Annotated in this window: 25 protein-coding genes and 1 other annotated feature (1 of these 26 cut by a window edge); all 25 genes read right to left on the bottom strand. The window is 46.0% G+C overall.

Annotation, left to right across the window (positions count from 1 at the left end):
- On the bottom strand, positions 1 to 809 hold the start of the coding sequence (locus ACXHJ2_RS04240; protein WP_165081785.1) for a LysM peptidoglycan-binding domain-containing protein. 820 nt of this gene lie to the left of the window's left edge; the window shows 809 of its 1,629 coding nt (coding positions 1-809); it begins with the start codon at positions 807 to 809; the stop codon falls past the left edge of the window.
- Positions 810 to 968: 159 nt separating this feature from the next.
- The gene (gene ilvE, locus ACXHJ2_RS04235) at positions 969 to 1,853 is read right to left on the bottom strand and encodes a branched-chain-amino-acid transaminase (protein WP_013372655.1); all 885 of its coding nucleotides are present in this window, start codon (positions 1,851 to 1,853) and stop codon (positions 969 to 971) included.
- A 17-nt stretch (positions 1,854 to 1,870) separates the two neighbouring features.
- Complete coding sequence (gene pheA, locus ACXHJ2_RS04230; protein WP_025678438.1) at positions 1,871 to 2,770, bottom strand: prephenate dehydratase; 900 nt, start codon at positions 2,768 to 2,770, stop codon at positions 1,871 to 1,873.
- On the bottom strand, positions 2,767 to 3,735 hold the full coding sequence (gene thrB / locus ACXHJ2_RS04225; protein WP_165081783.1) for a homoserine kinase: 969 nt from the start codon (positions 3,733 to 3,735) through the stop codon (positions 2,767 to 2,769). The genes pheA and thrB overlap by 4 nt, the downstream gene beginning before the upstream one ends.
- Positions 3,736 to 3,762: 27 nt before the next feature.
- On the bottom strand, positions 3,763 to 5,049 hold the full coding sequence (locus ACXHJ2_RS04220; protein WP_064963346.1) for a homoserine dehydrogenase: 1,287 nt from the start codon (positions 5,047 to 5,049) through the stop codon (positions 3,763 to 3,765).
- 43 nt (positions 5,050 to 5,092) lie between these two features.
- Positions 5,093 to 5,530, bottom strand: coding sequence for an ACT domain-containing protein (locus ACXHJ2_RS04215; protein ID WP_013372659.1), 438 nt, complete (start codon positions 5,528 to 5,530; stop codon positions 5,093 to 5,095).
- 158 nt (positions 5,531 to 5,688) lie between these two features.
- Entirely contained in the window at positions 5,689 to 6,999 is a 1,311-nt protein-coding gene (obgE, locus tag ACXHJ2_RS04210) for a GTPase ObgE (RefSeq protein ID WP_013372660.1), read from the bottom strand.
- A gap of 13 nt (positions 7,000 to 7,012) precedes the next feature.
- Positions 7,013 to 7,750 carry a Spo0B domain-containing protein gene (locus tag ACXHJ2_RS04205; protein WP_013372661.1) on the bottom strand — a complete coding sequence of 246 codons (738 nt, stop codon included), beginning with the start codon at positions 7,748 to 7,750 and terminating at the stop codon, positions 7,013 to 7,015.
- Between the two features lie 146 nt (positions 7,751 to 7,896).
- A complete protein-coding gene (gene rpmA, locus ACXHJ2_RS04200) occupies positions 7,897 to 8,214 on the bottom strand; it encodes a 50S ribosomal protein L27 (RefSeq protein WP_013311590.1) in 318 nt (105 codons plus the stop codon).
- Positions 8,215 to 8,219: 5 nt separating this feature from the next.
- Entirely contained in the window at positions 8,220 to 8,558 is a 339-nt protein-coding gene (locus ACXHJ2_RS04195) for a ribosomal-processing cysteine protease Prp (RefSeq protein ID WP_013372662.1), read from the bottom strand.
- A 13-nt stretch (positions 8,559 to 8,571) separates the two neighbouring features.
- The gene (gene rplU, locus ACXHJ2_RS04190; protein WP_013372663.1) at positions 8,572 to 8,883 is read right to left on the bottom strand and encodes a 50S ribosomal protein L21; all 312 of its coding nucleotides are present in this window, start codon (positions 8,881 to 8,883) and stop codon (positions 8,572 to 8,574) included.
- A gap of 13 nt (positions 8,884 to 8,896) precedes the next feature.
- Positions 8,897 to 8,983, bottom strand: a sequence feature (ribosomal protein L21 leader region).
- A 100-nt stretch (positions 8,984 to 9,083) separates the two neighbouring features.
- Positions 9,084 to 10,268 carry an Rne/Rng family ribonuclease gene (locus ACXHJ2_RS04185; protein ID WP_165081781.1) on the bottom strand — a complete coding sequence of 395 codons (1,185 nt, stop codon included), beginning with the start codon at positions 10,266 to 10,268 and terminating at the stop codon, positions 9,084 to 9,086.
- 47 nt (positions 10,269 to 10,315) lie between these two features.
- Positions 10,316 to 11,194, bottom strand: coding sequence for a M50 family metallopeptidase (locus ACXHJ2_RS04180; protein ID WP_165081779.1), 879 nt, complete (start codon positions 11,192 to 11,194; stop codon positions 10,316 to 10,318).
- Complete coding sequence (locus ACXHJ2_RS04175) at positions 11,187 to 12,032, bottom strand: peptidoglycan DD-metalloendopeptidase family protein (protein ID WP_165081777.1); 846 nt, start codon at positions 12,030 to 12,032, stop codon at positions 11,187 to 11,189. Before ACXHJ2_RS04175 ends, ACXHJ2_RS04180 begins: the two co-directional genes overlap by 8 nt.
- A 344-nt stretch (positions 12,033 to 12,376) precedes the next feature.
- Positions 12,377 to 13,174 (bottom strand): septum site-determining protein MinD, encoded by a 798-nt coding sequence (gene minD, locus ACXHJ2_RS04170; protein ID WP_013372668.1) that lies wholly within the window; start codon positions 13,172 to 13,174, stop codon positions 12,377 to 12,379.
- Between the two features lie 3 nt (positions 13,175 to 13,177).
- A complete protein-coding gene (minC, locus tag ACXHJ2_RS04165; RefSeq protein WP_165081775.1) occupies positions 13,178 to 13,840 on the bottom strand; it encodes a septum site-determining protein MinC in 663 nt (220 codons plus the stop codon).
- 82 nt (positions 13,841 to 13,922) lie between these two features.
- Positions 13,923 to 14,453 (bottom strand): rod shape-determining protein MreD, encoded by a 531-nt coding sequence (mreD, locus tag ACXHJ2_RS04160; RefSeq protein ID WP_165081773.1) that lies wholly within the window; start codon positions 14,451 to 14,453, stop codon positions 13,923 to 13,925.
- Complete coding sequence (gene mreC / locus ACXHJ2_RS04155) at positions 14,453 to 15,274, bottom strand: rod shape-determining protein MreC (RefSeq protein WP_013372671.1); 822 nt, start codon at positions 15,272 to 15,274, stop codon at positions 14,453 to 14,455. The genes mreD and mreC overlap by 1 nt, the downstream gene beginning before the upstream one ends.
- A 55-nt stretch (positions 15,275 to 15,329) precedes the next feature.
- The gene (locus ACXHJ2_RS04150) at positions 15,330 to 16,364 is read right to left on the bottom strand and encodes a rod shape-determining protein (protein ID WP_013311600.1); all 1,035 of its coding nucleotides are present in this window, start codon (positions 16,362 to 16,364) and stop codon (positions 15,330 to 15,332) included.
- A gap of 106 nt (positions 16,365 to 16,470) precedes the next feature.
- The gene (gene radC / locus ACXHJ2_RS04145) at positions 16,471 to 17,163 is read right to left on the bottom strand and encodes a RadC family protein (protein WP_165081771.1); all 693 of its coding nucleotides are present in this window, start codon (positions 17,161 to 17,163) and stop codon (positions 16,471 to 16,473) included.
- A gap of 14 nt (positions 17,164 to 17,177) precedes the next feature.
- Complete coding sequence (locus ACXHJ2_RS04140) at positions 17,178 to 17,786, bottom strand: Maf family protein (protein WP_013372673.1); 609 nt, start codon at positions 17,784 to 17,786, stop codon at positions 17,178 to 17,180.
- Between the two features lie 22 nt (positions 17,787 to 17,808).
- A complete protein-coding gene (locus ACXHJ2_RS04135; protein WP_013372674.1) occupies positions 17,809 to 18,051 on the bottom strand; it encodes a DUF4321 domain-containing protein in 243 nt (80 codons plus the stop codon).
- Positions 18,052 to 18,172: 121 nt separating this feature from the next.
- On the bottom strand, positions 18,173 to 19,450 hold the full coding sequence (locus ACXHJ2_RS04130) for an SPOR domain-containing protein (protein WP_165081769.1): 1,278 nt from the start codon (positions 19,448 to 19,450) through the stop codon (positions 18,173 to 18,175).
- A 166-nt stretch (positions 19,451 to 19,616) separates the two neighbouring features.
- Entirely contained in the window at positions 19,617 to 20,996 is a 1,380-nt protein-coding gene (gene murC / locus ACXHJ2_RS04125; protein WP_058830530.1) for a UDP-N-acetylmuramate--L-alanine ligase, read from the bottom strand.
- Between the two features lie 6 nt (positions 20,997 to 21,002).
- A complete protein-coding gene (locus ACXHJ2_RS04120; RefSeq protein ID WP_165081767.1) occupies positions 21,003 to 22,379 on the bottom strand; it encodes a bifunctional folylpolyglutamate synthase/dihydrofolate synthase in 1,377 nt (458 codons plus the stop codon).
- Positions 22,380 to 22,408 lie beyond the last annotated feature (29 nt).

Genomic DNA, 22,408 nt, shown 5'->3' with positions numbered 1-22,408 from the left:
TTTATTGGCGGACTGTAATCAAATGCCGGTTGCTGTAATGGCCATGAGGAATTCTCCATCGACTTCGAGCTGGTGCAGCCACAAAACTTTTCGGTTACGGGTTGCTTCTCAATATGAACTGGAAGCTGCGGTTTAGGTGCAATCGGTTGGGTGACTATAGGTTGCATTTGTTGAGGTGGGGCAGGTTGAGTAATTATGGGCTGCAATTGAGGTGGAGCAGGATTTACGGGCGCCATATTGACGGGTGCCATAGGAACTTCAGGCAGGTTTAATTCAGGAAGCTTAGGAGGATTCACTGTTTCTTTCGGCTGTGTCATTTCTTCTTTAGGACTAGGCATATTCTCCGGTTTAGGCTGTGTTAATTCCGCCTTGGGCTGGGTAAGCTCTTCCTTGGTTGGGGATTCAGGTTTAGGCTGTGTCATCTCTTCTTTCACTGCGGTATTTTTCTTATTCACAGAAAGATCAGATACACTTTCTTTGTAGTGTGGAATATTAACTGTTTCTCCAACCAAAAGTGCATTCGGGTTTTTAAGCTGGGAATTGGCATCAATAATTAACTTAAGCGGTACATTCCACGCCTTGGACAACTTCCACAACGTATCACCTTGCTTAACTTTGTGTTGATAGACCGTTGACGGCTGTGTTTCCATCGTAACAGGATCTGTCGGAATTTTGATTTTCTCGCCGATGCTCAACTGATTAGGGTCTGCCAATTGGGGATTGGCGGCAATAACTTTCTCTAGTGTCACATTATACTTCTGTGCCAGTAAGTACAGAGTGTCACCTTTTTTGACGATGTGTATTTTCACAGGTCACAAACCTCCTAGACTTTCGTTCGGGCGGGATAAACGCCCGGCTTCTGTTATTACATCCTATGCACCTCCCGGGCGAATGACCCCCTACAAACAAAAAAATCCTCTCAACCGAATACTCTTACAAGCATTCAGTCAAAAGGATCTCGTATTCTTTTAGTCCTGCCACACTTTATAGCCATCCTGATCCACAATCTTCCGGAACTCGGCCAGGAGCTCCAAAGTCACTGGACCAGCAACACCGGAGCCGATCGTACGACCATCTACTTCATAAGCTGCAATCACTTCTGCAGCGGTTCCCGTAAAAAACACCTCATCCGCCACATATACATCATGCAATGTAAAAGGTTGCTCCTTAAGCGAATATCCAAGCTTGGCACACAAATCGATGATAGCATTACGAGTAATCCCCTCAAGCGCTCCCAAATAACAAGGCGGTGTATATAACACTCCATTTTTCACAATGAAAATGTTATCAGCAGAACCTTCTGTCACATATCCTTGGGAATTGAGCATAATAGCCTCACCTACACCAGCATAATTAGACTGGATCTTCACCAGGATATTGTTGAGGTAGTTCAATGATTTTATCTTTGGATTCAAAGCATCCGGGATGTTGCGACGTTGAGAGACAGAAATTGTCTTCAGACCTGTCAAATAAGCTTCTTCCGGATAAATGGCGAGCTGCTCGACAATAATGATGACACTCGCCTTTGCACAACGAAGGGGATCCAAACCTAGATTTCCAGCACCCCGGGATACAACCAATCGGATATATCCATTGCGCATTTCGTTAAGACGAATCGTTTCAGCCATTGCTTCCAACATTTCATCAGGAGACAACGGAATGTTCAACTGAATAGATTTCGCAGAATCATACAGCCGCTCTAAATGCTCCTTACATTTAAAAATATTGCCGTTATAAATACGAATACCCTCAAATATACCGTCTCCGTACAAGAAACCATGATCATATACGGAAACCTTTGCGTTCTCCTTAGTCACATGCTGTCCATCCAGATAGATCCATTGTTCTGCCATTACAACCACACCTCCGATTAATGTTCCTTCAAAATAGGTTCGATCGCTGCTTCAACATACTTGTAGCTTGGATAAGAGCCAAGAATACGTACATGGCACCCCAAAGCCTCGATCTCTGCAAAGGCTGCCGGAAGCAAAACGGAATGCAGAGATTCCAGAACTTCAATGTAAAAATAATAATTCCCCAATTGCTTTTTGGTCGGACGCGATTCAATACGAGACAGATTTAACCTGCGCCATGCAAATGCGGATAAAACCTGATGCAGCGCTCCTGGGAAATCCTGCGGCGGCGTAACCAGAATACTGGTTCGCTGGCCTTCAGGCGTACGCGGGAACCTTACAGGTTGATGTCCAATCAAGACAAAGCGGGTGAAATTGTTATCATGATCCGTCACTTTGCTGGCCAAAATATCTAATCCGTGTTTGATAGCCGCAAGCTTGGTTCCAAGTGCGGTCCAACCTTTACCTTGGTTATGTTTAACAATTTCGACGGCCTCTGCCGTACTTCCTGCACTCTCCAGCTCGGCTTGAGGAGCGAAAGTTTGTATGAATTCTTTACATTGGGGAAGCGCTACAGGATGGGACATAATTTTGACCACTTTGCTCAAATCAAGCTTGTCCTGATCCCCGAGAAATTCACTACGATGTCCAATAAGATTTTGAATTGAAGGATATACCCATTCCGCCTGCATTGGAATGTCTACCTCATGCACAAGCCAGTCCATATGCAAACTTACAGAGCCATCAATCGTATTTTCTATAGGAATTACACTATAGTCTGCCTGTCCCTTGTCTATTGCCTGAAATACGTCTGCTATATGCTTGTAAAACAGTAGTTCACAGGGTGTATCTCCTAACAAATATTTAATTGCTTCATGAGAAACAGTCCCCTCAGGAAGAAGTGCAATTCGCATCATATCGTAAGTTCCCCTTTAATCATATCCATAAAAGGGTGTGTATTCCCTTCCGTATATACTTTAGCCCCTTCAATCTCCGGGCGCAAATTTAAAACAGACGCAGTGATCCCTTCTTTGTTCATTGTCTCCGTTAAATACTGTTCAAGCTCCGCTTTACGATTTTCCCGTTGATCCGTCAATGCCAGCAATGTCGGTCCAGCACCGCTAAGGGCCACGCCCAATGCACCATAATGGTACGCATTCTGTAGGATCTCTGTCATACCCGGTACAAGTGCCGCGCGGTAAGGCTGATGAAGCTGATCACGCATCGCTTCGGCGATTAGATCTGTTCGGCCCGATGCCAATGCCGCTACCAGCATTGAAGCATGGCTAATATTATATACAGCATCCTTCAAGGATACATGGGTAGGCAGGACCTCTCTGGCCTTCGACGTGGACAGTTGAAAATCTGGAATAACTACCATTACCTCTAGATTAGCATCCGGTTCAATCCGTAAGTGCTTGGCATGTTTGCCATCCCACACGGCAGTAATAATACCGCCAAACAAAGAGGCCCCGACATTGTCCGGATGCTTTTCAATAGCGCTCGCCATATCAAATAGCTTGGAATCCGACAGAGGCGAGCCAATCAGCATATTAGCAGCCACCAAGGCACCTACAATAGCGGAAGCGCTACTTCCCAAACCACGGGTAAGCGGAATATCCGAGTACATCGAAATTTCCAGCTCAGGAACAGATACACCTGCTTCACGAAAAACCATTTGTGCTACCTTGTAAATCAAATTGGTTTTATCTTGGGGAACGCCATTCATTTGATCCCCGTATAGATGGAAAGCTGTCTGCTCGGCCTCTTTTAATTCAATCCATGCGTATAGAGACAACGCCATGCCCAATGTATCAAAGCCAGGTCCTAGGTTAGCCGTACTCGCAGGCACGCGCACTCTTGCTGTTTTCAAAACGGTCATACAGATGATTCCTCCTGCTTTTATTAACTATCCCTCTACCCGATATACACTCTTGATGCGGCGAATCACGTCCAAAGTTTCAAAATGCTCCAAAACCTTTTTCATACTTGCTTTACTAGCTAAATGAGTCACGATAATAATCTCAGCATCAGGATTAGTCTCATTCGGTTGCTGCACGACAGATGCCAAACTGACATTGAATTCAGCAAATACCTGCGTAATCTGTGCCAATACCCCTGCTTTATCATCTACGTGTAAAAGCACAAAATTTTTGAAATACACGTCTTCGTCATTGCAAATTTTTTTAGGATTGTAGGGTACGATTGCTTTTAGCCCATTTACGCCAAGTTTGAGGTTTTTCACTACAGCTACCAGGTCAGCCACTACTGATGTAGCTGTTGGCATTTCGCCTGCACCTGCACCATAAAACATGGTTTCTCCCACTGCTTCACCATGTACATAAACTGCGTTGAATACCCCGTTCACCGATGCCAATGGATGCTGCTTGCGCACCATAGTCGGCTGAACATTAATCGTAAATTCATCACCTTGGCGTTCTGCAATACCAAGCAACTTCATTTCATATCCTAGTTTTTTAGCAAAGGCAATATCTTCACTGGTTACCTTTGAAATACCGCTCACGCTTACATCCTTGAGCTCTACATTAGAGCGGAAACCAAGGGTTCCCAGTATTGCCATCTTGCGCGCCGCATCCAATCCTTCGACATCTGAGGTCGGATCAGATTCTGCGTATCCAAGTTCTTGAGCTTCCCTAAGAACCTCCTCGTACGAGGCTCCTTCCTGACTCATTTTAGTTAAAATAAAGTTTGTTGTACCGTTCACAATCCCCATAATGCGGGTAATACGGTCAGAGGAGAACCCTTCAATGAGTGTACGAATGATCGGGATACCGCCTGCCACACTAGCCTCATAAAAAATATCACATTGTTTTTCCTGTGCTTTTGCCAATACTTCAGAACCGTGCAATGCCATTAAGTCCTTGTTGGCTGTCACAATGTGTTTGCCTCTCTCTAGCGCTTCTAGAATGTACTCCTTCGTCTGATCAATCCCACCCATGACTTCGATAATCACATCAATTTCAGGGTCTCGAATGACTTCCCACGGGTCCTCAGTAAGTTTGGCGGTGTCTACTTCTATGGAACGATACTTATCTATGTTTTTTACAGCTATTTTTTCAATGATGATCGGTGAACCTACTTGTCTGCTCAAGTCTTCCTGATTGCCCTCAACGATTCGAACGACTCCCGTACCTACAGTCCCTAAGCCTAACAATCCTACTTTGACCGGTTTCATCCATTCCCCTCCTGCTAACTTTTATCTAACGAACTGTATCGCCTCAGCCTTGCCCAATCAGACGGACCCGCTTGACTCCAGAAATGCTTTCCAAGCCCTCCAGCAGAACACCCAATTCATCACTAAGCCTGGACATTTCGACTGAGATAACTACATTGGCTCTACCTTGCAGTGGAATACTTTGCTGGATCGTCAGCACATTACCTCCGTAATCCGCCACTCTGCCGAGCACCCTGGACAGCATGCCGGATTGATGCTCTAGATCGATAGAGATATTGACAATTCGCTCACGCTCCAACTGGTTAACCAAATGTATGCCATCTTTATATTTATAAAAGGCGCTTCGGCTTAGCCCAACTTGCTCCACAGCATCATGTACGGTTTTAACATCTCCCGAAGCCAGCAGCAGTTTTACCTGTATGGTCTTAACAATAGCTTCAGGCAAAATATCTTCCCGTACCAAGTAATAGCGCTCTTTCAAGAACGTCCTCTCCTCAAAGACTTATGTTTTTGTATAGAGGACATTATATCTAAACTCATGAAAATCGGCAAGCTAACAATACAAAAAAACGGCTACTGCCTTCTATAGAATTCCCTATAGTACAGTAACCGTTCAGGTTTTAAAGCTTTATTTAATTTTTAGTAGTAGCTGCTGCCTTCTACGAATTCGAACTCGAAATCAGCGATGCGTACAGATGTACCATCTGTGGCACCACGTTTGCGTAGCTCAGCATCCACACCCATATGACGCAATGTTCTTGCTAATTTCAAGATGGCATCATGCGAATTCATCTGCATGCGCTTCATCATGCGCTCAATTTTGGGGCTGTGCACCACGAATGTGTCGTTTTCACGTACAATCGTAAAGCCCTCGTCTTCGGCCGTATCCAACTTAAATACCTTGCGTTCATTGACTTCTGCTACTTCCTCAACAACCGGCTCGTCCGGTATTTGATCCAACAGATCAGCAGCCCGATAGAGCAGTTCCTTTACACCCTGACGTGTCAGAGAGGAAATAGGCATGATTTCAAGGTCAGGACGTATCGTAGCAATCTGCTCTTTGAAGTGAGCAAGATTTTCTTCAGCTTCCGGCATATCCATTTTATTGGCCGCCACAATTTGTGGACGCTCAGCCAGAGCTGCATTATATTGCTTTAATTCGTCGTTTATTTTGGTCCAGTCTTCGAACGGGTCACGTCCTTCAGAGCCGGCCATATCCACAACATGGATAATAATTCGCGTCCGCTCAATGTGCCGCAGGAATTCATGGCCCAGTCCAGTGCCTTCATGGGCTCCTTCAATCAAACCAGGCAAATCGGCCATCACAAAGTTCCGCTGATCCCCCACATCCACGACGCCCAGGTTTGGGGTAATCGTTGTAAAGTGGTATGCGCCAATTTTGGGTTTTGCAGAAGATACAACTGACAACAAGGTAGACTTTCCTACACTAGGAAATCCGACCAAGCCTACGTCAGCCATCACTTTTAACTCAAGCGTAATATAACGCTCTTGCCCCTCCGCACCGTTTTCAGCCAATTCAGGCGCTGGATTACTCGGTGTTGCAAAACGAATATTGCCGCGTCCTCCGCGTCCTCCTTTAGCTACAACGACCTGTTGGCCATGACGAGTCATATCTGCCAGTACTTCACCTGTGTCATCATCCATGATAACTGTTCCCGGTGGTATACGGACAATCATGTGCTCAGCGTTGGCTCCGTGTTGGCTTTTGTTGCGACCTTTTACCCCACGCTGGGCTTTAAAATGCCGTTGGTACCGAAAATCCATCAAGGTACGCAAACCCTCATCTACACGAAAAATTACATCTCCACCGTTCCCTCCGTCACCACCAGCTGGGCCGCCATTAGGAACATATTTCTCACGGCGAAACGCAATTAATCCGTCTCCACCGTCACCGCCTTTAACAAAAATCTTCGCTTTATCTACAAACATGGTTACACCTTCCTTATGTCTGGCACTGCATTCGAATTTGAAGCATATCGCCCGTAGGGAGCTTCTCTGTTCGAAGGCGTTCACTTCCAAGTACGGATCTGACCTGCTTTAGTATATTTAAATCGGCAGGTATGTCACTTCCTTCAAACCGGACGATAACATCATCCTGATCCATACCGAAATAAAGTGTCAATCTGCGCACTTCTCCCCAGGACGACCGGCCCCCGCCATATTGATACGCACGCACCGTTTGTATGACAGCCGAGGCAAGCGACTCGCCGTCTTCGGGAGACATGACAGCGTCTAACTTTAAATCCTCCTCAACCTGTACCGACAATTGTAAATTTCCGGCGTTCACGCGAAAAGACTGCAAATAAAACACCAGCGAGGGAATACCCAGCTTAGATATTTTACTGTCTTCCGACACCCGCCCCTTTATTGTTTCCACATAAGCAGCTGATTTATCATGCTTATTCATACGAATATAGCCATAAAGCACCTGTAAATCATTCATCCAGTCATGCCGATGATGGTTAAGCGTTGCTATCGCTGTACGCTCAAAAGAACGCAAAGCAGCTTTCCGCTCATGTTCAACCTGTCTATGTGTATACCACATACCAAAACAAGCAGCAGCTACAGCCCACACAGCTAGTATGATAATCGTTAATGCTTTGGGATAGAGCAGTGAAAAAACCAAAGGAATCAGAATGGAACCCAACGCCAGATAAGGCGCTCTTTTCCGCTGGAACATGGCTTCTCTCCGTTCTGCGATAATTAAATGGACTAGTCAACAACCTTTATCCAGTATAGCACAGACTAACTTTCCAGTTCATTACCATCATGCAAAAAAGCCTCCGACAAAAGTGCCGGAGGCTTTTCAGCGTGTCTAAGCCGCTATTAAGCTTCTACAGTAGCTGCTACTGGAGCAACGTCGATCGGGTAGATGCTCACCTTTTTGCGATCACGGCCCCAACGTTCGAACTTCACAACGCCGTCCACTTTCGCGAACAGAGTGTCGTCCTTACCGATGCCCACGTTCGTGCCCGGGTGAATTTTCGTTCCGCGTTGACGAACCAAGATGCTACCGCCGGTAACTGCTTGACCGTCAGCACGTTTCACTCCAAGACGTTTCGATCTGCTGTCACGTCCGTTTTTTGTGGAACCTACACCTTTTTTCGATGCGAATAACTGAAGATCCAATGTCAATTTCAACATGATGTCTACCTCCTTCTTTGTTTATTTTCTATTTGAATATACTTACCGTATGATTCAGCAATGCTTGTCAGCATAATCACCATGGACTCCAACAACAGTTGAACCTGTGCGTTCGCATCATGATAATTTTCAGGAGAAAGATACGCGCTTAAAAAGCCGTTTTCCATTTCCGTTTCCATTTCAACGTCCGTAAGAGCTACAATCGAATTGACAGTTCCTACTGTTACCGCTGAAACACCAGCACATACGATATCCTCGCCAGATTTGGCAAAATTCGCATGACCTTTAACAGAAAACCCCTGTATGCTGCCATCCTCCAGCCGTATAATACGCACGATAATCAATTATCGCACCCTCTTACGCTTGGATTTTTTCAATCGTCACTTTCGTGTACGGTTGACGATGACCTTGCTTCACATGGTAGTTCTTTTTAGGTTTGTATTTGTATACAACGACCTTTTGACCTTGACCATGCTTCTCAACTTTAGCTGTTACAGAAGCTCCAGAAAGAAGCGGTGTACCTGCTGTCAAGCCATTGTCGCCGGACACTGCCAGAACACGATCGAACGTTACAGTTTCACCATCATTAGCTTCCAACTTCTCGATGAACAATACATCGCCCTCTTGAACTTTGTATTGCTTACCACCAGTTTCGATAATTGCGTACATTTGCTTGCACCTCCTTATGTCTCAGACTCGCCTAATTGCAGGTGGCAGTTTCCTTAGGATACTGCGCTTCAGTACCTGATTGGAGCGGTTACAGCATGTGCAGCCAATCTTACGCATCACACATACTAAATGATTGTAGCACAAGCTTCGTACACATTCAACCTTTAGTTTTGAAATAATTTTGATTACGCACGCACGTTCTACACGAGAGTCTTTTCTTCACGCACTTTTTTGCGGGTCATTTCCAGTAAACCTAACCGCGTCCAACCGACAACATATGATTTAGTCCGGTCCTTTTTTAATCTTGCCTCCAGCACAGAAGATACTTCCCTACGATTCTCCTCTTGTTCCATATCGATGAAATCAATGATGATAATACCTCCAATATCACGTACACGTACCAGGCGGGCAATCTCTTCTGCTGCTTCAATGTTAGTCTGGGTCACCGTCTCTTCCAGATTACTGCCGCCCGTAAACTTCCCAGTGTTCACATCCACGACGGTCAATGCCTCCGTATGATCAATGACAATGTATCCGCCACCCTGAAGCCATACCTTTCGTGCAAAATCGCGCTCCAGCTGCTCATGAATGCCATAAGCTTTGAAAATCGTTTCTTCTGCACTGTGAAATATACTTACATGAGCTTTCGCAGAACCAATCTGCTGCAGCATTACTTCTGCATCCTTTGCTTGCTCCTCACTGTCAATGACCAGTTCATCCTGCTCAGGTGTAAACACATCGCGAATTAAACGCTGAACGATACTCAGATCTCGGTGCAATTCACACGGTGCGGAGTGTTCACCCGCTTTGCGCTGAATAGCCGCCCATTGCTTACGTAGTTGATTCAGATCATTTTCAATCGCCTCTATACTCATTTCCTCTGAAACCGTACGAATGATGACCCCTTCCTCACCCGTGCGCAGTTGCTCTCCCATGGCTTTCAAACGGGCACGTTCTCCCTCACGCTCAATCTTCTTGGATACGGCCACATAATCAGCACGGGGCATGTAAACAATCCAGCGGCCCGGAAGTGAAAAATGAGTGGTCACCCTGGCTCCTTTGCTACCAACTGCCTCTTTTAATACCTGTACTACGATTTCCTGCCCCACCTTTAACAGTTCAGAAATGGACGGCTTTACCTCTGGCTGCTTGTCCAAATGAGCATGAAGTACGTCATCCACATACAAAAAGGCATTCTTGCGCTGTCCAATGTCAACAAAGGCGGCTTGCATACCTGGTAGCACATTGACCACTCTCGCTTTGAAAAAAGAACCTAGAATTCCCCGTTTTCGCGGTAGTTCAGCCGCATATTCAACCAATCGTCCCTCTTCCAACAGTGCCATTTGGGTCATCTGCTGTTGGCATTGTACAATCATTTGCTTCATGGTTTTTCAACCTCTCTGAATACAGCCTCTTCCTTATTTCATAAACATTATTTGGGTTTGGATTCTCCATCATTTGGCGGGCGTGCCGCAAAATAAGAACGTATAAGTCGTTGTTCCGGCAATACAGCTACAATCCGTCCCTGTTCATTCATAACGTAAACCATATGATATCGATCTCTTCTGAAAAGACGCAAAACAGGCTCCAAATGTTTCACGGGCAGGGATACAATAGGTAAGGCAATGCTTCCTTTAGCCGCTTCGCGGTAAAAAAGCTCGTCCCTCCCCAGCAAAAAACGTATAAAACGGTAAGGGATATTCCGATAATCCACAATATTAGAATAAAGCAAAAAAATCCCTACCGCCAGCAGATTTAAATGTAAAGGCTCATCTTGCCTTAATAACGGCGAAATACCATACAGGCAAAATAGCAGACTTGTTATGATACTGGCTCTAAAAGTCCATACTAATGTGCGGTGATAAGAGAAGAATAAGCTAATCAGCGACTGCAATATTTTTCCACCATCAAGCGGTAAAATTGGCAACAAATTAAACAATGCAATAACAGCATTTCCCTGAATTATATAATTTACATAATCATGCTCCAACCCACTCACATTCCTAAGCCACAAAAGAATGATGATCATGATTCCGTTTTGCAGGGGGCCTGCTAGAGCAATGACAATCTCCTTCCACGCATTGAGCTTCCCTTGATCCTCAATGACAGCCACTCCTCCAAAGGGTAACATCTGTATGGAAAGTAACCGCGCCCCCAACAACGAAGCAGCTGTCGCATGACCTAGCTCATGTATAAACACCAGTGTAAATAAGGTCATGATCTCGATGAAATGTCCAGTTAATACAGAGGTCAGCATAACCAGTACAAACAGTGGATGCAGTGATAAGGTCACCCCTCGGACATTAATCAAGGGCTACCACTTCCGACGGGTCAATGTATTGATCCCCTCTTTGAATTGCCAAAAATAAAGTCGCCGCCTCGCTACCGCCGTGACTTGCTGGCAATACACCGATCTCTTCACCCTCCTGAACCCAATCGTTCACTTTTAAGGTAGAGCGTGAGAGCCTTCCGTAAGTTGCTGTGATACCGCCAGTGTGACGAATTGTAACTGAAATCCCACTTTTGGGATGGTTTAATACGTCTAATACACGTCCTGCATCTATACTTTTAACAGCGATTGCCCCGTTATCGGCAACATTCGGCGTAATTTCTACTCCTTTAAGACTCAGTACAAACGGCTGTGTTATATTGCCTTCAATCGGTGGAGAGCCCTTTCGACTTGCGTCTACCTGTTTCGTTTCATGCTCCTCGCCAAAAATCGGTAAGAAGGAAGGAGCTCCGTCAAAATAAGTTTTATACCATTGTCCGGCGGCTGCAAAATCCATGTCCTTATTCAAGGCATCCGCGACAAACATTCTCAAATTTACTGCATAGGGAATATCCCAGCGAAATAAGCCCCACACCACTCCAAATAACACTGCTGCTATGACAGTTCTACGCCAAAAGGAACTCCAAAAAGACGGACCACGATTTGCCCCAAAAGATTGCTGCCAACGTTGTCGATCATTTTTCCACTCAGTTTCTGGGTCTCTGGGCGAGTTGGCACTGACTACAGGCATCGATTTCATTTCTCTGTACCCGTACCTGTTCTGATCTATGCCTGAGGAATACGCCTCCGCTTTGTTTCCCTCGATTAGCTGCTGTATACGTTCTTTTCTGCGCTGCTTGATTCCGGAATTTTTGTGCATCCTGTTCAGCCCCCTCAGCGAGGTAAGTTTATTACATCTTATGAGGACGGGCTTCAACTTATGTTGTCCGGTTGGGGATTACATACCCTAAAAATCAAAAAAACCGGCGCTATCGCACCGGATATGTTTTCTTTTGCATTTATAACATTTATGTAATGATCTAAATTTACGAACCAGAATCATAGAAATTTAAAAAAGCAAACCAAAAACACTTAAATAAGTGGTGACTTATTTAAGTGTCTAGTATTACAAATGAATGCTACTGTAACACTTCCCTTAGAAATCAGTGAAAATATCTCACTAGAAAGGGCCAAGCAACCACCAACAATAACTTCCTGTTTTCCTTATCCACCCATACCAAAAAACTTCTTAAAGCGTGTCATCACACTCTTCTTCTGGTCCAGCTGCATAAGAGGCACAGTATCGCCCAAGATTCGTCTCGCAATGTTCCGGTAGGCAATCGCTGCCTGCGCATCCGGATTCATAACAGTAGGCTCTCCTGTATTAGCTGCTTTAATTACCATTTCATCATCCGGTACAATCCCAATAAGGTCTATGCTAAGCACTTGTAAAATTCCGTCAATATCTAACATATCTCCGGATTTAACCATACTATTGCGAATGCGGTTAACCACCAACTTAGGTGATATCACATGTGAACTTTCCAGTAAACCAATTACCCGATCTGCATCGCGTACAGCAGCATTTTCTGGAGTAGTCACAACAATGGCCTGATCCGCACCGGCAATGGCATTTTTAAAGCCTTGCTCAATACCCGCAGGGCAGTCGATCAATATATATTCAAAATCCTTTTTAAGCTCCAAAATAATATCCTTAACCTGCTCCGGCGTAACAGCACTTTTGTCCTTGGTTTGAGCAGCTGGTAGCATATACAGCTCCTCAAAACGCTTGTCCTTAACCAGTGCCTGGTTCAGACGGCAACGACCTTCCGCTACATCAACAAGGTCATAAATAATCCGGTTTTCCAGACCCATCACAACGTCTAGATTACGCAAACCGATATCCGTATCCACCAAACACACCTTTTTGCCGAGCAGTGCAAGCGCTGTTCCTATATTGGCTGACGTCGTCGTTTTGCCGACGCCGCCTTTTCCTGAAGTGACGACGATAGCCTCTCCCATGTGCTACACCCCTTTGAACACGTTAAAATCGCGGCCCAGACGCACAATATTGCTCATTTTATCTATTTGCATAGCGCCATCCTTGAGATACGCAAATTCCATGCCGGATTCACGTGTCTCCCATTCATCTGGTGGACGGCTAATCATTTCGGAAATTCGCAGCTGTGTTGGTGCAAAATAGGAGGCCGCGATAATCGCTTCACTATTTCCCTCCATCCCTGCATGCGCCATACCCCGCAGAGCGCCAAGGACATAGATATCACCGGTACAAGTTATAATTCCACCCGGGTTAACATCTCCCAAAAAGAGTAAGTTTCCATCGTGATGAAGCACTTGTCCTGAACGGATAATCCCTGTCACCGTGTGAATGGGGGGCTTGCCCTGCATTACCACAGGCAATCCGGGTGATTCTACAGACCTGATGAGCAGATTCCCCTTCTGCTTCAAAATCTCCAGAATACTTTCCTTTTGCTCCTCAGTTACTTCCCGACTTCCCAGTTTAATATCCACATGAATGATCGGACCAGTTAAAATATTTTGATGACTGTGCTCCAGCTTAAAACGCAGCTCACCCAGCAAATCCTCAAATTCGCATTGATCGTCCAGCAGGAATACCAGGCCATCTTTGATGCCTTTAATCGTGACATGATTCGATTTCACCGCCATTAGCCTGTCCCTCCTATCTCAATCATTTCGTCCCCGGGACGTCAAATCCCTGCTAACCCGGACAAAATGTGTGTAAAAAGACCTAGACAGTCTCTTCCTTTTTCACACGGCTACCCAAACGCTGCAATTGCTTGCGAACTGGGACATAAATGATGAGGGCGAACAGAAAATGGATAAACAAATCAGGAATCATATACTGAGCAAGTGCCCAATTGAAAGTCTGATGATTCAGTTGAAACAGCTGATCAATGGCAAAAAGCATAGAATCCAGCAGGAAACTACCAATCAATACGGCCGCCATCATAATGGGCATCGGTGCACGTCTAGCAGTAAACACAAGCCCTAATAAGTATGCAGACAACCCCATTGCAAAAGAATAAGGGCCAATGATAAACCCGTAGTACACTACATCATGAATAAGTCCAAAAACAATACCTAGCACCAACGCTGTATGACGGCTGTAATACACAGATACAAACAAAATTACGACATACACAAAATTTGGAACCATTCTTGAATGCCAACTATCCGGGAGAAGCCACGGAAGAATCGTTCCTTCAGCTATAAACAGGACAAACAGCAGCAGTATCAGAACCTGACCGCGCATCTTCATTATTCCGGTACCTCAGGAGTGTAGAGGACGAGCAGTTCTTTCCAATCCACAAAGCTGGCTGCCGGTTTAATAATCGCTGTCCGTGTTTTGCCGAACTCTCCAACCTGAATTTTCTCCACCGTTCCAATCATTAGGTTTTTGCGGAACTTCCCACCTGCACCAGACGTAATAATCTGATCACCCTTTGCGATTGGATCTTTTTCTTCAATGCGAGTCATTTGAAATGTGTTCGTACCCGGATCATAGCTTTCAATCATACCAAACGATTGATTTTCCTTACCCAAGACTGTCGCTGCAATGGCATAAGAATTCGGATTTTTAGGATCCAATGTAGTCAACAGCGTAACGGTAGACGTAAAATTCCCCGTGCGGCTAATGACCCCAACAAACCCTTCAAGTGAACTGACCTCCTGACCGACCTTGGCTCCGTCCTTCTCACCAATATCAATCACGAGTGTTTTGGAATCATTGCTAACACTGTTCACTTGAGCAACACGATAATCATAATTATTTTTCGCCTTTTGCGTTTGGGTGAACTTCAGTTCATTCTGCAATCTGGCATTTGTTTCAACATAATTATGAGTCTGAATCTGGTCACGAGTCAGCTTGGCCACGGCTATTTTTAAGCGCTCATTTTCTTCGTAAATACTACGCATATTACCGATATCTTCAAAGAAGCCCGCTATTGCTGAAGCGGGCCTGTAAAAGATACCTTGCACAAAGCCAATTGAATCTCTGGCAAACTTCTCGGGCCAGGTTAAGGAATTTCTCTGTCCAAGTGTAATCCCCATAAGGGCAATAAACAGAACGATTCCGATCAATAGAACAAATAGTCTTTTATTGCCAAACAGCTTAAACAGTTCCTACACCCCCGATTCAACGTTTGGAACGGACGGCAGAACTGCTGCGCGATTTGAACAAATGGATATTTTCCAGTGCTCTACCCGTACCGATTGCCACACAATCCAGAGGATTTTCCGCTACGATCACCGGCATTCCGGTCTCACCTGCCAACAGCTTATCCAGGTTGCGCAGTAGTGCTCCACCACCAGTCAGTACAATTCCTCTATCCATGATGTCCGCCGCCAGCTCGGGAGGGCATTTTTCCAATGTTACTTTGACTGCATCCACGATCGCATTAACGGTATCCGATAATGCTTCGCTAATTTCATCGGAGGTAATCGTAATTGTCTTCGGTAAGCCTGTCACCAGATCGCGTCCGCGGATTTCCGATGTTTCCACTTGCTCTAATGGCATAGCTGAACCAACTTCCATTTTCAGCTGCTCAGAAGTCCGTTCACCAATCATCAGGTTGTATTGACGTTTCACGTATTGAATGATGGACTCGTCCATTTCATCGCCAGCTACACGTACAGAACGACTTGTTACGATCCCTCCCAAGGAAATGACCGCGACTTCGGTTGTACCTCCACCGATATCGACAACCATACTGCCTGTAGGCTCCCATACCGGCAGATCAGCGCCAATTGCCGCTGCAAACGGCTCTTCAATCGTGTACGCCTCTCTTGCGCCTGCTTGCTTGGTCGCATCTTCAACAGCACGCTGTTCCACTGCAGTAATGCCCGAAGGCACGCAAACCATCACGTTCGGATGGCGCGGAAACAATGAACGTTGTGCTTGCGCCTGACGGATGAAATATTTGATCATCGTTGCAGTCGTATCAAAATCAGCAATGACTCCATCCTTCATTGGACGAATTGCACGGATATTTCCCGGTGTGCGACCGATCATTTTTTTCGCAGATTCCCCAACAGCCTCAATGGTTTTTGTATCTGTACGCAAAGCAACTACAGATGGTTCACGAACCACGATTCCCTTACCTCTTACGTATACAAGCGTGTTTGCCGTTCCTAAGTCAATTCCCAAATCTTTTGTAAAGCCACCCAGCATGATGTTAATCTCCTTTTCTCTTCCCTGAAATCTGTTATCCCTGTATAAACGGTTTATTCAGGCCGGTTTATCCGGTCATGTTTAAATGTTTGATTTAAATATTATATTATATCAGACCTTGTTCCTTCAAACTTACAAAGGTCCCGTCCCCGATCACAATATGATCAAGCACGTCGATGCCCACGATGTTGCCCGCTTCCATCAGGCGGCGAGTCAACTGGACATCTTCCGGGCTTGGCTTCGGATCACCGCTCGGATGGTTATGAGCGCAAATAATCGAAGCACTGCTGCACTTGATTGCAGCCCGAAATACTTCACGAGGATGCACGATGGCGGAATTCAGGCTGCCCATAGATAGCGTTTCCTGAGCAATGACATGGTTTTTGGTATTTAAAAACAGGCAAACAAAATGCTCTTTCTGCAAATAGCGAAGCTGTTCAAACAGCAGATCTGCCACATCCCGTGGGCAACTAATTACCGGGGTCTCCAAGTGGCGTGACAATGCTAATCGACGCCCGAGTTCGATCCCCGCTTTTAGCTGTATCGCTTTAGCATTTCCAATGCCCTTAATCTGGGTCAACTCGCTCAGACTCATATCCACCAGTTGACGCAAATTCCCTGCTTGCTGCAAAATACGCTGCGCTAAATGCAGAGATGATTCACTTTGTGTTCCTGTACGCAGTAGTATTGCTAGCAACTCCGCGTTGCTTAAGGCATTCGCCCCATATGTCATCATGCGCTCTCTTGGTCGTTCTTCATGGGGGAGGTCGCGAAGCATCAGTATTGGCGACTCCAGCATATGTTTATCCCCTTTTATGGACGCAGCACATTCACTCCAAAATCGGACAGCATGTCCGACAGCAAAGAAAGCGGCAATCCTACGACGTTAAAATAACAACCCTGAATAGATTCCACCAACGTAGCACCCATGCCTTGAATGCCATACGATCCTGCTTTGTCAGACGGTTCTCCAGTATTTACGTATGCCACAATTTGCTCTTGGTTCAGAGGCTTCATTGTGACCTCCGTTTGGCGATGTCTAACAAGCATCTTGCCGGTTCCGGTATGTATGCAGGCTACCCCAGTGTACACACGGTGTGTTCTTCCCTGCAATGCAGTCAACATACGAACCGCGTCCGCATGGTCAGCAGGCTTGCCCAATACCGAATCCTCCAGCACGACAATCGTATCACTGCCAATCACCAATCCAGCTTCCTCGGACTGTGCGGCAGTGCGCACGACCGCTTCGGCTTTGCGGGCCGCAAGGGTCTCCACGATTTGCTGAGGCGTCCAGCTCTCAGGCGTGCTTTCATCCGCATGACTCGGCACCACCTCAAAGGGGAGTCTCAAATATGCGAGTAATTCCTTCCTTCTTGGTGAAGTCGATGCCAGAATAATGCGGGGCGTAATTTTCCCGTCCATAAGGGAAGCTCCTTTTCATCAGTTAGAGCCTGCGATACAGCCAGAATGCGGCGATGATGCCGATCAGACTAAGCAGGCTCAATTCAAAATTTATCGTTATGTTGTAGCTGATAATATCCAGATCCGCTCTCGGCGACCAGGATATCGTAGTGGGGTGGGTCAGAAAGGAAAGGACTTTGACCGATTGAAGGGCCTTAGCAATCCAGGCACCCAAAAGCCAACCGAGCAACAAAAACAGTATAAGCATTCCTACATTTTTTTTCATCCTGATCTTCCCTCGCCATTTTTTGACACCTTCATTATTATACGGTGATTTGTACTGCAATACAAACAGAAATCCGGCATGGGGAACTATTTCCAGTTCCTTGCCGGAAAGTATGGTTAGTCTACTGTTTTATGAATTGGATAAATTCCTTCTCACGCAAAACATATTCCATCATGGAGGACTGAATCTCCCAAATGTGTTCCTTGGCTGTGTTCTTGTTATATTCTCCAAGTGCAGAGACTGCGCTGTTCATCGCCTTTTCAAGCGAAGTTGCGGTGGCAGCCGCTTCCTTCGGAAGACCAGTGGGAAGTGCAGCGATATTTTGTGTCCACTGCTGATGCAGGTCGTTCAGCTCGCTCATGTCGGAGGCTGGCACCGTACTTAGGCCTTCTTCTCTGAGCAAAGTTGAGGAAAGTCCGCTCAGCTTGCCCACTAATGAGTTGCTTAACTGAAAAAAGGTAGTGAGTTTATCACCATTACCTCCGTAAGCCGCTTTTTCGAATCCGGGTAATTCGAGCTCGCGGACATACAATTCCACTCCTTGTGTCTTCAATTGATTACTAAGCAACTTGGCTTGCTCCCTATCCGACGATATTCCTGCATATACTCGGTTTTGATCCTCGCTATCCCCTCCTGCTGCAATGCCTGCCTTCAACAGTTCTTCCTTTGCCTGTAAAGCCCTCTCTGGAGTGCTGAAAACCCCGTATTGCAGCAAGTAAAAGGTTTGTGGAGACACTTGAGTCGCTACGACGGCGACAGGGGCAGCATTCTCTTTTGCAGACGTTGTATCGACATCAACAGATTCTTTGAAAACGGGTACAGCCTCATTATCCAAAGAATCAGATCCCGGGACCATACTACCTCCGTTAAACAATAACAACATAATATATCCGAACATGCCCCCAGTCACCAACGCACTGGCTACAGAACCGATCAACCTCCATCTGGAAGGGTGTGGTGGACGCTTTCTATACTCTTGACCGGAATAATAGGCCTCCTCAACCTCAACATCATCCTCTTCTGGACTTTCCGGTAGAACGTCCGCATCTGACCAGGAAGCTGCCGAACGACCAAAAGGGTCGTCCCATCCCTCTTGTACCCTCAATGTTGGAGTAAAACGCCGAGTTGCAATGCGTTTATTCGTCTCCACAGGTTTGCCGAGCTCTGAATGTTGTGTAGTTCGAGTATGTTTCTCCATACTACTAGTCCGTTCCATTCCTTTACGCTGGTTATCAGTTTGATAAAGCTCATCATCGTGGTGTAACTCCGTATCTCTAATCATGTCACGCTGTCCGTTCGTAAACGACTCATTTTTGTTCGGAAGCACCTGTAGCTTATCCTCCCGGCTTGTTTCCGGCAACTGTTGATCGAACCGGAATGTCATCTTGGCCTTGTTCATGGATGCACTCCCTCCTTGTCCCATACTTCCTCATAGTCTGTTGTATGAGTCAAGCTGAGGAAATATGCCACAGCATTACAAAAAAGGGTATCCCGAAACACTTTCGTGCTCGGAATACCCTTCAAAGCTATAATTCATTGGCGTAACAGCCCATGTTTATACGTAATTACACTTGTTGCCCGCGAAGATGGCGTGCTAACGCGTCGCCAGCTTTCCAAATATCCCCTGCTCCCATTGTCAGCACTAGATCGCCCGGCTGTAACCGATCTTTCAGCTCTTCGATCACGGCTTCTTTGGTCGGTAAATAGATTGCATTCGCATTGCTGTTTTGGACGATTAAATCCACCAGTTTGGAAGAATGCACACCTTCAATCTGTTTTTCTCCCGCTGGTGAATAAATATCGGTAATGATCACTTCATTAGCCTCGCTAAACGCACGGCTGAACGCATCCAACAGGAAAAAGGTACGGCTGTAGCGTTGTGGCTGGAACACGGCAATAATACGCTTCCCAGTCGCTCTCGCTGCACTGATCGTAGCCTCAATCTCTGTTGGGTGATGCGCATAGTCATCAATAATCAAAATGTCATTGCCTTCACCTAGCACTTGAAAACGACGTTTTGCTCCGTGAAATTCCACAATAGTTGCAGCAATTTGATCAAATGGAATTCCTGCTTCCAAACATGAAATCACGGTAGCCATCGCATTATACATGTTATGTTTACCCGGTACAGACAATTCAATCGTTCCGAGTGCTGTTCCCTTACGACTCATCGTAAAGCTTAATCGGCGGTCACCTAGTTGGATATCTGTCGCCATGTAATCCGCTTCATGCTCTACCCCATAAGTAATGACCCGAGTTTGGAGCTGAGGCAACATCTCTCGGATGTTCTGATCATCTGCGCATACAATAGCTGCTCCATCCGGCCGAATTTGACTCAAAAACTGTACGTAAGCACTTTTCAGCCGATTAAAATCGCCATCGTAATTTTCCAAATGATCCGCTTCAATATTAGTTACGATACCCTGCCAAGGATGATATTGCAGGAAAGAACCATCGCTCTCATCCGCCTCGGCAACGACAAACTCGCTTTTACCCGCTTTGGCGTTCGTTCCCAAATTCGTGATTTCGCCGCCAATAATATACGTTGGATCAACGTTACATCTCTCCATAACCAGAGCGATCATGGAAGAGGTTGTCGTTTTCCCGTGCGCACCCGCAACCGCTATTCCCTTACGTTCGTTAAGCAAGCGAGCCAGCATCTGCGAACGGTGCAGTGTTGGAATATTCAATTCTTCCGCTGCCACCCGCTCTACATTGTCACGTGACAATGCTGTTGAATAGACAACAATATCTGCGCCTGCAATATGTTCAGGCGTGTGTCCAATATATATTTTTGCGCCTTTTGCCGCCAGTTTTTCTGTCAGCTCCTGTGATGCCACATCTGAGCCGGTCACGGTATATCCCATCTCCAGCATGACCCGAGCAATCGCGCTCATCCCGTAGCCGCCGATACCGATAAAATGAACATGTTCCGAAGTAATCAACAAATTTCACCAACCTTTTTCCGAATCGGTTTGATACATAAGGGTAGCCCGTACATCCGCAATAAGATACAGCGTGCCGGACACCACCCCCAGATCTTCCGCTTCCGTATGTAACTGAAAAAGGCTTAAAGCCTTTTTCCAGTCACCTTCTACAATAATTTTTAAATCCGTTTTGGCATAAGACGGCCGCAGCTTCTCCACGAGATGAGCCAAATCAGCGGCATTCATTTTGCGGCGAAAATCGGGCTCGGTCAGGATAAGCGTATCCACTAGTGGCAGTATATGCTGCAAGTATGCCTCATGATGCTTGTTTGACAGCATTCCCATCATTAAAACCAATTTTTTGTACGAATACACTTGTGGGAGACTCTTGGCCAGCGTCTGCGCCCCTTCTGGATTATGAGCCCCATCAAGGACAATTCTCGGCGAGGTACTGACTTGTTCGAGACGCCCTGCCCAGGCAGCTTGCCTAAAGCCCTCCAGCAGATCCGCATCATCCAACACAAAAGCCATATACTGACGTAGGACTTCAAGTGCCATCATAGCTCCTGCCGCATTAGAACATTGATGCTCGCCTAACAACGTGATGTCGATTTCCATATGCCGGAAGGGTCCAGCGAATGAAAAGGTCTGACCTGTTTCATTCCCATTTAACCGTTCATACGTAAATTGTTCTCCTGCCAAGTACAAGGTAGCTCCTTGCTTGGCCGCCGTTTCACGTATGACCTGAATAGCCTCGGGCTGGGAAACACAACTGACGACAGGTACACCAGGCTTGATGATCCCAGCCTTTTCTCTTGCAATCTGTTCCAGTGTATCTCCCAAAATGTCCGTATGGTCATAGCCGACATTCGTAATAACCGAGACGATAGGACTCACGATATTAGTTACATCCATCCTTCCCCCGAGACCTGTCTCCCATACCACAACATCTGGAAAAGCTACCGTAGCATAGTACAAAATAGCCAACGCTGTGGACACCTCAAACATCGTAGGTGATCCCAACTCACTATCTGCGATTTCTTTCACCAACGGATACAAGCGATTGGCGAGTGAAACCAGCGTTTCATCTGGAATATCGGTCCCATTGAATTGAAAACGGTTCGTAAATCGGGTGATGTACGGAGAAGTAAAGGTCCCAACATCGTATCCACATTTCAGAAGCACAGAGGTTAGAAAGGCACAAGTTGAGCCCTTACCGTTGGTTCCCGCAATATGAATAAATTTCAGATGTCGTTGGGGATCACCCAGTCTACTCATCAGCTGTTCGATTCGTTCCAGTCCGGGTCTAATGCCAAACGGAATCAACCCGTTAATCCATTCCACTGCTTCATCATAACTTTGTAAAGGGGCTATGTCGCCGCCCCTGATCGTATCTGCCATCCTCTTCACCTTCAGGTCATTTTATTGTG

Source organism: Paenibacillus sp. ALE3 (assembly GCF_054113405.1).
Note: the sequence above shows the minus strand (reverse complement) of the source record. Positions and strands in the feature narration are given on the sequence as shown.

Coding starts and splice junctions, on each gene's coding strand:
- ACXHJ2_RS04220 (WP_064963346.1), bottom strand. CDS start 5,049: ATGAAACCGGTCAAAGTAGGATTGTTAGGCTTAGGGACTGTAGGTACG.
- rplU (WP_013372663.1), bottom strand. CDS start 8,883: ATGTACGCAATTATCGAAACTGGTGGTAAGCAATACAAAGTTCAAGAG.
- obgE (WP_013372660.1), bottom strand. CDS start 6,999: ATGTTTGTAGATAAAGCGAAGATTTTTGTTAAAGGCGGTGACGGTGGA.
- rpmA (WP_013311590.1), bottom strand. CDS start 8,214: ATGTTGAAATTGACATTGGATCTTCAGTTATTCGCATCGAAAAAAGGT.
- minD (WP_013372668.1), bottom strand. CDS start 13,174: ATGGGAGAGGCTATCGTCGTCACTTCAGGAAAAGGCGGCGTCGGCAAA.
- ACXHJ2_RS04140 (WP_013372673.1), bottom strand. CDS start 17,786: ATGGACGGGAAAATTACGCCCCGCATTATTCTGGCATCGACTTCACCA.
- ACXHJ2_RS04205 (WP_013372661.1), bottom strand. CDS start 7,750: ATGTTCCAGCGGAAAAGAGCGCCTTATCTGGCGTTGGGTTCCATTCTG.
- ACXHJ2_RS04135 (WP_013372674.1), bottom strand. CDS start 18,051: ATGAAAAAAAATGTAGGAATGCTTATACTGTTTTTGTTGCTCGGTTGG.
- ACXHJ2_RS04175 (WP_165081777.1), bottom strand. CDS start 12,032: ATGCACAAAAATTCCGGAATCAAGCAGCGCAGAAAAGAACGTATACAG.
- ACXHJ2_RS04120 (WP_165081767.1), bottom strand. CDS start 22,379: ATGGCAGATACGATCAGGGGCGGCGACATAGCCCCTTTACAAAGTTAT.
- ACXHJ2_RS04130 (WP_165081769.1), bottom strand. CDS start 19,450: ATGAACAAGGCCAAGATGACATTCCGGTTCGATCAACAGTTGCCGGAA.
- ACXHJ2_RS04185 (WP_165081781.1), bottom strand. CDS start 10,268: ATGAAGCAAATGATTGTACAATGCCAACAGCAGATGACCCAAATGGCA.
- ACXHJ2_RS04150 (WP_013311600.1), bottom strand. CDS start 16,364: ATGCTGGGTGGCTTTACAAAAGATTTGGGAATTGACTTAGGAACGGCA.
- mreD (WP_165081773.1), bottom strand. CDS start 14,453: ATGAAGATGCGCGGTCAGGTTCTGATACTGCTGCTGTTTGTCCTGTTT.
- thrB (WP_165081783.1), bottom strand. CDS start 3,735: ATGACCGTTTTGAAAACAGCAAGAGTGCGCGTGCCTGCGAGTACGGCT.
- ilvE (WP_013372655.1), bottom strand. CDS start 1,853: ATGGCAGAACAATGGATCTATCTGGATGGACAGCATGTGACTAAGGAG.
- minC (WP_165081775.1), bottom strand. CDS start 13,840: ATGGCGGTGAAATCGAATCATGTCACGATTAAAGGCATCAAAGATGGC.
- radC (WP_165081771.1), bottom strand. CDS start 17,163: ATGCTGGAGTCGCCAATACTGATGCTTCGCGACCTCCCCCATGAAGAA.
- pheA (WP_025678438.1), bottom strand. CDS start 2,770: ATGATGCGAATTGCACTTCTTCCTGAGGGGACTGTTTCTCATGAAGCA.